This is a genomic window from Paenibacillus sp. IHB B 3415, assembly GCF_000802655.2.
GTDB lineage: Bacteria > Bacillota > Bacilli > Paenibacillales > Paenibacillaceae > Paenibacillus_AQ > Paenibacillus_AQ phytohabitans.
The window spans coordinates 1-9,838 of the sequence record NZ_JUEI01000140.1 but is presented as its reverse complement, the minus strand read 5'-3'; the positions used below and the strand labels follow the sequence as shown (position 1 = coordinate 9,838).

Below are 9,838 nucleotides of genomic sequence, written 5' to 3'. Positions count from 1 at the left end.
CCGCCGGCGGCACTGCTGGCGGAATGCGAGCGCAGGCTGCTGGAGCTTCAGACTGCGCTTGAACGCAGCCGGCAGGAGCACCACCAGGCGGCGGACAACGCCCAGCAGCAGACCCGGGAAGCAGCGGTTGCCCGTCAGGCGGCAGAGTCTGCCCATGAGCATTATACGGCAGCCGACTCCCAGTGGAAGGAGGCGCTGCAGACTTCGGCGTTTACTTCAGCCGCTGAGGTTGAAGCCGCGTCGCTGGAGACCTCTGAGCGGGCACAGGCGGCTGAACGGGTGCGGGCTCACCGCGAGGAGGAAGCGGAGTGTGCATTGCAGCTGCGGAGCATAGAGGAGAAGCTGGATGGTGCTGTGCTTAGCGGTGAGGAGTGGCAGGAGAGCCAGGAGTCACTGCAGAAGTGCAGGGAAGAGGATGAGAGTTCACTTCAGGCCCGCGCACGTGCGGAGCGTGATCTGGAGGATCTGCAGCAGCGGCACATCCGCTGGATGGAGCTTGAAGGCCTGCGGGCAGGACATGCTGCTATGCAGGAGCGCTTGTCCAAGCTGCAGACGGTGCTGCGCGGCAACGCCTTTGTGGAATATATAGCAGAAGAACAGCTGATGCAGGTATGTCAGGCTGCCTCACAGCGCCTGCGTTTCCTGAGCAAGCAGCGTTATGCGCTGGAAGTGGACTCCGGCGGAGGTTTTGTCATCCGTGATGACGGGAACGGCGGTATGAAACGGCCGGTCTCCACGCTTTCCGGCGGAGAGACTTTCCTGACCTCCCTTGCGCTGGCATTAGCCCTGTCAGCTCAGATTCAGCTGCGCGGACAATACCCGCTGCAATTCTTTTTCCTGGATGAGGGCTTCGGTACATTGGACCCGGATCTGCTCGATACCGTGATAACCTCACTGGAAAGATTGCACAATGACCAGCTGTCCGTAGGCATCATCAGCCATGTTCCCGAGCTTCGTGCCCGTCTGCCGCGCAAGCTGATTGTAGTTCCTGCAGAGCAGGGCGGCGGGGGTTCAACCATTCTTTTGGAAAAAATGTGAAAGGCGGGGTTGAATGTGACAACGATCACAGATACACCTTCAACCCCCTGTTATAATACAGCTAAGCCGACATCATTTGAAACACCTCGGCGGACGTATGACAGGGAATTTGTTCCTTCTCATACGTCCGCCGCCGAAGCAGCTCCTATGAGCTGTGAAGGGTGTTTCTTTTTTTTGTCTTTTTTTGAATGGAAATTTCCACAGATACACCTTCAACCCCCTGTTATAATACAGCTAAGCCGACATCATTTGAAACACCTCGGCGGACGTATGACAGGGAATTTGTTCCTTCTCATACGTCCGCCGCCGAAGCAGCTCCTATGAGCTGTGAAGGGTGTTTCTTTTTTTTGTCTTTTTTTGAATGGAAATTTCTATGCCTTACATCCTCGCTCCACCGCACCAGGATTATGCTGCCTGTTATAATACAGCCTTGTCCTCTTTGTCCTTATTTCATTTTCTTCTCCCTGAGGCAGCCTTTATGCTTGGACTCCACCTTTCGTTATGTTTCAATTTCCTGTATGATTAGAGCCATAAACTATATTTGTCGCGAAGCGGATCAGGCCGGAATAACCAACAGATTCAGGCTAATGCGCCCCGCCGGCCAAAAGCTGAGCTAATGATTACAGGGCAAGCCCCTGTGAGCGGTGGATTTTTATGAAGTGGAAATGGCCGTGAATACGCCTGTTTTTACAATATAAGGACTGCCGGTGCTACAGATTTTACCGCGGAAAGTGCCGGATGCAAGCTTCTGCATCACAAATTTTGGGGAGGAAGCGTTGTATGGAAACTGTGTTCAGCAAAATTATCGAAGGGTCGATCCCGGCGAGCAAAGTATTCGAAAATGAGCGGGTTCTGGCGTTCTATGATATTGAGCCTGCAGCCCCTGTGCATGTGCTGATCATCCCGAAGAAGTTCATCGCTTCGATGAATGATGTCACGCCTGAGGATCTGCCGCTGATCGGCGAGATCCATGCTGTGGCACAGCAAATTGCGGTAGAGCTGGGAATCGCTGATACCGGATACCGGCTGATTAACAACTGCGGACCGGACAGCGGACAAGCGGTGCCTCATCTGCATTATCATCTGCTGGGCGGAGCCAAACTCGGCGCCCTCGTCGGGAATTCTGCTTCCCACGCATAATCAGGAATTCAATAAAACAGACCGGCTAAAAAATAATAACACGAAGGTTGACACCTTATTTAGGTTTGACCTATAATGAAATTTGATGAACCGTGTTGTTATGCTCTTGGACGGTCTGGTCGGAGGGAGGGAAAACTGGTGTCTGAAACGAAAGTTCGCAAAAACGAGACAATTGATGCTGCACTTCGTCGCTTTAAACGTTCCATTGCTAAAGATGGTGTCTTGGCTGAGGTGAAGAAACGCAAGCATTATGAGAAGCCAAGCGTAAAGCGCAAGAAGAAGTCTGAGGCTGCTCGTAAGAGAAAGTTTTAGGAGGATTACCCACGCATGAATCTTAGCGAACGATTAAACGAAGATATGAAGCAAGCGATGAAGAGTAAGGACAAGTTCAGACTCTCCACCATTCGAATGGTTCGTTCTACAATAAAGTATCTTGAAATAGATTTGAAGAGAACATTAGACGACAACGAAGTGCTTGATATCCTTAGTCGTGAAATCAAACAGCGCAAAGATGCCCTCCAAGAATTTGAAGCAGCGGGTCGCGAAGAGCTTGCCGCGAGTACTAAGGCAGAAATCGAGATTATCATTCAATATCTTCCTGAACAGCTTTCCGAAGAAGAAATTAAAGTAATTGTACAGCAGACCATCCAGGAAACCGGTGCTTCTTCGAAAAGTGAAATGGGTAAGGTGATGAGCGCACTGATGCCTAAGGTCAAAGGTCGCGCCGATGGTAAACTCGTGAACCAGGCGGTTCAGCAATTTCTGCAATAATATAACGCTAGCACCCCTTTAATTAGGGGTGTTTTTCGTTGTTTTCTCATCTCCCTCTCATAAAAGAACCCCTGCTATATTAATCCCGTTTGAACCTGTCCTTTGCTCTTCCCTCCTGCAATTGTTTGAAATCCTCTTGATTGGCTATACAAGCATAGCTTATGTACATCATATAATTTAACAAAATATGTAGAAAAATGTGATTTCTTATCATTTGTGTAATGTTATTGATAGGGGGCTATTTAGTCTGCCCTTATTAATGTTCGGAAACCTTAATAGCAGTACAAAAAAAGATTGAACTGATATCAGCAAGGTTCCGATAGAGAAGGGAGTTGGTTGACGAAAGGGGTGGAAAGGTTAAATTATGTGGCTGAAGTTGGACGATCAAAATTATTTTAGGAGGAGTTTATATGAAATTGAACAAAAAGATAATTTTTCGTATTGCTGCTACTGCCGCTTGTTTGTCTCTGGTATCCGTACCTGTCTTCGCAGACGATTCTGCCGTTAAAAGTGCTACAGGCTATGGAACACTTACAGGTGTTTTATCGGCTTCATATTATGGTTCATATTTTCATACACTCGTAAGCTATAACAATGATAATGCATACTTAACGATCAATGGAACAGTACAAAATCAGAGCGGCAGTACAGTGGGCACGAAAGCTCAAGTTAACAGTACAAGAGGGGTAACCACGTTTTTTGATAATTTAGCCCCGATGCCTTCGAATGCCTATGCTGTTTATGGAACGCACGGAGTCCAGGGCGGAAACACATACGGAGCCTCGGCTGTGTATACTTACACTAATATCACTAACTGATTAATAAATTTAACCAAAGTGTGTTTATGTCAGCAGATAGAGTCTGGTTCTCTATCTGCTGGGACATAAACATTTTTCTGTTTTTGACGGGGATTCAAAGCAGTGAATAATTCCTTATCATAAGAAAGGAATGGAAGTATGAATAAATTTTGGAGGTATATTTGTATTATATCACTAACCGGAATGTTGATACTGGCAGCAGCTTGTTCTTCGGACAAGGCTACCTCCATTCAAACAGATCCCTCTGATACTGCACAGACTGGTTCGGCAGACACTTTGTCAAAGAATCCATTCGAGATGAATGAACAGAATGTGGTTTTAGGAAGTATAAGTCATCGCGCAGTTAATTTGCAGGTCGATGAAGCCGGGGGAATACTGCCTATCCAATATAATGGAGGAGAATTGGCAGTCGATTATAGGGTTACCGCATCAGGGAAGGCAAGGAATGTTGGATTCCTGCTTTTTATTGACGGACTAGCGCAGCCTTATAAATTGGATTCTTCAGGAGCTGTTTATGAGTATATGCACATCTTTGAACTGGAGGAGAATAAAGAAACTCCGTTTACTTTTATGTTCACTCCTGTCACCGGTAAAAAGGGAGAACTCCTGCCAATAAAGTTCGTTAGTGTATACAATCCAGCCTTTATTCCGGATATGAAAGTAACCTCTTCATATGGAGGTTACCAGACGACCCTGGAAGCCGGAGGCGGGGTCTTTTTCAACCAAGATGCGGATCCGTTTGAAATCCCCTCCACCTTACGGCAGGGCGGACTAATGGATGTGAGACAAACCACCGAGCGTGTGACTCAGGAATTGTTGGAGAGACATGGGGGGGGGGGAGATGGTATGGAAATGTTGGATTCAAAGGTATATAGCGAATTGTCTATAAACGGGGTTGTACGGCAGGATAATGTCGTGGTGAAGGATAGCGGCCTTTTGCAAATAACCTTAAAGCTGTTTGGCCATCCGGGGATTCGCTACAGAAATACAATTTACCTCAATCATAAGCCTTTAGAGAGCCGGGAAGAGGCTTCATTTGCAATGGCATTAACGAAGGGGAACCTCGAGGTGCTCAGTGCTGAAATCAATCTGGAGGATCTGGGGGATTTTAGTACCTTTTATATAGTGTCAGTTCCCTTGAATGCGGAGGATTTTCCTGATGATGTACTCATTTTGGAAAAGACACCGTCCCTGCTGATTTATAAAGGTGCGGATAAATGAAGGTGAGTATCAGTCAGATTTCCAAACAATATAAAGGAAAAGATGCGTTAATGGATTTCTCTGCGCAGCTGGACAATGGAATTTACGGCCTGCTAGGGACTAACGGTGCCGGAAAAACTACGCTGATCCAGATTTTAGTAGGCATTTTGCAAAGTGATAAAGGGCAAATCTTAATTGATGGTGTAGATGCGCGACGTTTGGGCGTGGATTTTCTAAATCATATCGGGTATTTACCTCAATATCCTATGTTTTATAGAAACTTTACTGTGCTTGATTTTCTGAATTATATGTGTGTATTGAAAGGAATTCCCAGACAACAAGGAGAACAACGGTCCAAAGAGCTGCTGAAGGTCGTCAATATGAGTTCGGCTGAGGACAAGAAGATCGGCACACTCTCAGGGGGGATGCGGCAGCGGGTCGGTATTGCTCAAGCGATGCTAAATAATCCAGCTATTTTGATTCTTGACGAGCCGACCGCAGGTCTTGATCCGCAGGAACGTATCCGCTTTCGTAACCTCATCACCAAGTTTTCTGAGAACAGGATTGTTTTGCTAGCCACACATATTGTCTCTGATATCGAGTTTATTGCTAACCAGGTCATCTTGCTGAAGAATGGAAGGTTACTCAAGCAGGATACACCGCAAGCATTGACTGATGGGCTGGCGGGCAAGGTGTGGACAGTGTCTGCAACGGATCAAACTTTAGACAGGCAGCTTCATCAACACAGGATCAGCAATATGCTGCGGAAGGGGAATGAGATTGAATTGCGGGTGATTGATGACAAGAAGCCTGATGAGAATGCGGTTAACGTGCAGGGTAACCTTGAAGATGTATTCCTCTATTATTTTGGAGAAAGTGGCCAATGGTAAAGTTAATTTGTTATGAATGGCACAAGCATTTTCGTAAAAGGACTCTGATTATAGCGGTAGTGCTTTTCACAATGATAAATATTGGTAAAATCTACAGCGTGTATGAAAGCAACTCCCTGCTTGCAAATTCGGGTTGGAAGGAACTGTACACTGAGCAATATCATACTTTTGGCGGGAATATCACAAATGTGAAAATAAAGCAGCTTATGGCCCTATATCAACCGATGGAGAACCAGACCGCAGAACATACGCTGAGTATCACCTATCGTCCTGAAGGTACCCGGTTGAGCAATGTATATGAGGACTGGAATTTTTTCCGCTACTGCTTTGTATACCCGATGAAATACAACTACGACTATAAAGCTTACGCTTCTGAAGTGGTAATCAAAGCAAAGGAGAATGTTACTTTCTTCAAGTCCATCGGCAATGAGTATGAGTTAAGAAAAAATGCAGCCATTGCAAGTCTCTTCGAGGGAAGAGAAATTACCGGTTTTTCAAACAAGGAAATGTATAACTATTATGTTCAATATAATTTCTCAGCGCTGCTGGTTCTTCTGCTGTGCCTGTATGGGCTTATTGGTGTTTTTTTAACAGAGAAGGAAACAGAGATGGAATCGTTGTTATTAACGACCAAAGCAGGAGGTTCCAGAATCCTATACGCCAAGCTATTGGCATCGGGATTATTTATATGTTTGGTTTCATTCTGGTTTTGGTTCCTTGATTACACGACATTTCATATTATATTTGGCTCATGGAATGCCTCCTCGTCCCCTCTGTATGTTCTGGAGGATTTCGTCCATACCCCTCTAAACATAAGCCTTGGTCAATATGCCCTGCTGTGCGGCATCTTAAAAACAGCGGGAATGGTTGTAGCAGGACTGGCATATTTGTTTATTTCGAACTTGTTCCGGAATGCCCTGATTCCTTTTATTTCCGGACTGGCGCTGACATTTGTCTGCATCTATCTGCAAGAGGCTTTTACAGGTTCGGGACATATGTTGATGAGACTCATAAACCCCTTTGTATTGGTAGTCAATCGTGATCTTTTTCGAAAAGCGGAATTTGTTTCGTTGCATGGTTACCCCTTACCGTTCTATATCGCTGCTGGCTTGCTGGCGGTGGCATGGGGGATTGGGTTTCTGTATGGCATCAAATTAAGTATAAAGAAGAATGCGCTGCGGAAGGGTGGCGGGAAACGTGTCAACTTCGTTGTATGAAATGAAGAAGATGTTTCTTTTGCAGAAAGGTCTGCTCTTTATACTGCTGTTTCTTTTCTTGAAAGCGATTTTTCTGTTTTTGATGGATAAACCTGTGAATCCTGATATCGAAATGAACTCCCCACTCTATTTTTCTTATCTTAAGCAGGTTCAGGGGCCGTATTCAGAGATTACCGAACAGTTCCTCTTGGAGGAGGCAGCGAGGATATCTGATGCGAAAATATCGCAGCAGAAGATAACGGAAGATTATTACGACGGTGTTATTGAAGAAGCGGAATTTCTGGCAGTTGCCGCTCCTCTTGAGCGTCTGCTGCAAAACGAAAAGGGATTCGAACTGATTTACGACCAATATACGTACATACGTGAACATCCAGAAGACAGGTATTTCCTGTATAGAAACGGCTGGGATGGATTACTGTCCAATGAGACATTGGATTTGCTCTGGGTGCTGTTGGTGTTGCTGATAGTGGCGCCGGTGTTTTGTTATGAATATGAGAGCAAGATGGATAGGCTGCTTCTGACGGTGCGCAAAGGAACATTCCACCAGAGTGCCTGTAAGATTTGTCTGGCTTTGTTGTCGGTTGCGGTGCTCAGTCTGTTGACGTCGTGTATGGACTTGGTTTTTTATCAGTTGAAATACGGCTTAGTTTACGGGGATTACCCGCTTCAGAGCTTGTCGTATTTTGCTGAATCCGATAAAAAATGCACGATATTTGAAGCTTTTCTATGGGTGACATCAGGTAAGGTGTTTGGCAGTTTATATTTAGCTCTGTTAATTCTGTTTGTCTCCGTATGTATGAAACGCTACGCGTTTACCCTCTTTGCCTGCACGGGGATCATTCTAATCCCTTACTATGGATTTCATTTAGAATCCAGCAAATATATTTTACCGGCTCCGCTTGGTTTTCTGATGTCAACCGGTTATCTGCGTGGCAATGAATACAGCCGCGATCCGTTCAATGATCAACTAACCCCTGTGTTTCGGGAATTGTCTGCAGCGACGTTGGGTATCGTGATAGGGCTGAGTTTACTGCTCTGCTTCATTATGTTGGCAGTGATAATGTTCCTGCGCAGCAATGCATGGAGCATTAAAACGGGACGATTGAGAGGGAAAATGTCCGGGACTTTGTTGTTTATGTGGCTGACAGTCTCTGTATTGTCCGGCTGTACTTCATCCCAAATTTCCGGGCAGAGCGCAGTATATAACTTTTCCACCAGGAATTCATATGAGAACAATAATTACCGGTTGTATTTGGACGAAACGGATTTGAATAACGTTCACATTGCCTTTGAAGACAAGCAGACAGGCAAGAAGCATGAATTTATCCGCAACGCTATGTCCGATTTGACACAAGTGCAAAGTTCATTATTCAGCAATGGGCGCTATGTGTATTACATGAAATATGATTCAGAGAAAAAGAGGAAGTTTGAAGAGCGAAAATGGTTTTCTATTATCCAAGTGGACATGAGTACCTTTAATGAACAAGTTGTTTTTGAAAAAAACTTAAGCCTAGAGAAAAGCTTTTTTATAGAGGCAAAGAAGGTAGAAAGTTATGATGCTGCCTTCTTTTTCTCTATACAGGCTTTTTTTCTGGATGAAAAAAATATCTATTTTATTGGACCTGATGAAATTAGAAGCATCAACCGGTTGACCGGAGCTATGAAAATTATCCTGCGTATTTCGCCTATCGGCAGCTTAGCGTTTGACGGACGGACCATCTATTATGTCAACAACAATTCACATGTCATTAAATACGATACCGTAACCCAATCTGAAGTAACAATTCCGGATATGGTAACAAGGTCCTTTTTGCTGAAGGATAATAAATTGTTTTTTGTGAATCGTAAAGACCGTTACAAGCTCTATACGTATGACCTCGGAGAATCTGTTTCCCGAAAACTGGTCGATGTGCCAGTGGTGAGCTTCTTTTTTAGGGAACAGACGATATTTTATGTGAATAAGAATGACAGGAAGGAGTATGAATTAAAATTATGAAGGAAGTGCTTGGATTCTAAGAGAATACAATTGTAAAATATAATCCAAAAAGATACAATTAATAGGTGTAAATGCTAGGGATAGACATTTGGTAGTGTAGAGGTGTTCCAAAAAGTCCGGAAAGTGTGAAGGGAGAGAGAGTTTTGTGGAAAAGTAAGCAACAAGATGTGTTCTACGAGCAGCTCTGTGAACAAAACATCAGGAATATCTACAAATATTGCGCCCGTTTAACTAAAGGACAGTCACATCTCACCGATATAGCCGAAGATTGTACTCAAAAAACTTTTCTTGAAGCCGGCAAGCAAATTGTTACGCTCCAAAATCATCCGAATGTGAAGGGTTGGCTGTATGTTACAGCAAAAAATCTCGTGCGGAATAGTTATCGAGGTATGTATATCAAGAGAAAATATGAAATTGTATTTGATGATCAATTAAAACTCATCAGTGAGGGCAATGAACTTGCTGCTTGTTTGGAAGAATCATATGACATCAAAGAACTAAGTGAGCAGGTGTTGAGTGTTCTCAGCAAGAGCGAATATGATTTGTATCATGATTACTTCAGAAACAGGTTATCAATAATCGAACTGTCTGAGAAGTATTATATTTCCAGTACTGCTGTGACTACGAGAATTTATAGAGTCAAGAAGAAACTAAAAGACAAGATTAAAGATTGCTGCAAAGTGATTTAGCAGCACGTAGATATTTGGCTAGGATAATATGTATAAACTTCCATGACGCCTCGGCGTCACCTCCTAGAATGAAAATAGG

10 protein-coding genes are annotated in these 9,838 nt (G+C 44.4%); all 10 read left to right on the top strand.

Translation table 11 applies throughout. The features are described 5' to 3' along the window. The coding region (locus QW71_RS35170) for an SbcC/MukB-like Walker B domain-containing protein (protein ID WP_039310387.1) at positions 1 to 1,038 on the top strand (1,038 nt) is incomplete at its 5' end. Between the two features lie 780 nt (positions 1,039 to 1,818). Beyond that, positions 1,819 to 2,178 (top strand): histidine triad nucleotide-binding protein, encoded by a 360-nt coding sequence (locus QW71_RS35165; RefSeq protein WP_039310386.1) that lies wholly within the window; start codon positions 1,819 to 1,821, stop codon positions 2,176 to 2,178. A gap of 138 nt (positions 2,179 to 2,316) precedes the next feature. Beyond that, positions 2,317 to 2,490, top strand: coding sequence for a 30S ribosomal protein S21 (gene rpsU / locus QW71_RS35160; protein WP_005547957.1), 174 nt, complete (start codon positions 2,317 to 2,319; stop codon positions 2,488 to 2,490). A gap of 15 nt (positions 2,491 to 2,505) precedes the next feature. After that, entirely contained in the window at positions 2,506 to 2,949 is a 444-nt protein-coding gene (locus QW71_RS35155) for a GatB/YqeY domain-containing protein (protein WP_039310385.1), read from the top strand. 410 nt (positions 2,950 to 3,359) lie between these two features. Beyond that, the gene (locus QW71_RS35150) at positions 3,360 to 3,767 is read left to right on the top strand and encodes a hypothetical protein (RefSeq protein WP_039310384.1); all 408 of its coding nucleotides are present in this window, start codon (positions 3,360 to 3,362) and stop codon (positions 3,765 to 3,767) included. A gap of 138 nt (positions 3,768 to 3,905) precedes the next feature. Next, positions 3,906 to 4,988, top strand: coding sequence for a hypothetical protein (locus QW71_RS35145; protein WP_039310382.1), 1,083 nt, complete (start codon positions 3,906 to 3,908; stop codon positions 4,986 to 4,988). Beyond that, positions 4,985 to 5,857, top strand: coding sequence for an ABC transporter ATP-binding protein (locus QW71_RS35140; RefSeq protein WP_039310381.1), 873 nt, complete (start codon positions 4,985 to 4,987; stop codon positions 5,855 to 5,857). The genes QW71_RS35145 and QW71_RS35140 overlap by 4 nt, the downstream gene beginning before the upstream one ends. Beyond that, positions 5,851 to 7,074 (top strand): hypothetical protein, encoded by a 1,224-nt coding sequence (locus QW71_RS35135; RefSeq protein WP_039310378.1) that lies wholly within the window; start codon positions 5,851 to 5,853, stop codon positions 7,072 to 7,074. Before QW71_RS35140 ends, QW71_RS35135 begins: the two co-directional genes overlap by 7 nt. Beyond that, complete coding sequence (locus QW71_RS35130; RefSeq protein WP_047014146.1) at positions 7,055 to 9,070, top strand: DUF5050 domain-containing protein; 2,016 nt, start codon at positions 7,055 to 7,057, stop codon at positions 9,068 to 9,070. Before QW71_RS35135 ends, QW71_RS35130 begins: the two co-directional genes overlap by 20 nt. Positions 9,071 to 9,213: 143 nt before the next feature. Continuing rightward, the gene (locus tag QW71_RS35125) at positions 9,214 to 9,759 is read left to right on the top strand and encodes an RNA polymerase sigma factor (RefSeq protein ID WP_039310374.1); all 546 of its coding nucleotides are present in this window, start codon (positions 9,214 to 9,216) and stop codon (positions 9,757 to 9,759) included. Positions 9,760 to 9,838: the final 79 nt, after the last annotated feature.

Coding starts and splice junctions, on each gene's coding strand:
- QW71_RS35165 (WP_039310386.1), top strand. CDS start 1,819: ATGGAAACTGTGTTCAGCAAAATTATCGAAGGGTCGATCCCGGCGAGC.
- QW71_RS35135 (WP_039310378.1), top strand. CDS start 5,851: ATGGTAAAGTTAATTTGTTATGAATGGCACAAGCATTTTCGTAAAAGG.
- QW71_RS35140 (WP_039310381.1), top strand. CDS start 4,985: ATGAAGGTGAGTATCAGTCAGATTTCCAAACAATATAAAGGAAAAGAT.
- QW71_RS35155 (WP_039310385.1), top strand. CDS start 2,506: ATGAATCTTAGCGAACGATTAAACGAAGATATGAAGCAAGCGATGAAG.
- QW71_RS35150 (WP_039310384.1), top strand. CDS start 3,360: ATGAAATTGAACAAAAAGATAATTTTTCGTATTGCTGCTACTGCCGCT.
- QW71_RS35145 (WP_039310382.1), top strand. CDS start 3,906: ATGAATAAATTTTGGAGGTATATTTGTATTATATCACTAACCGGAATG.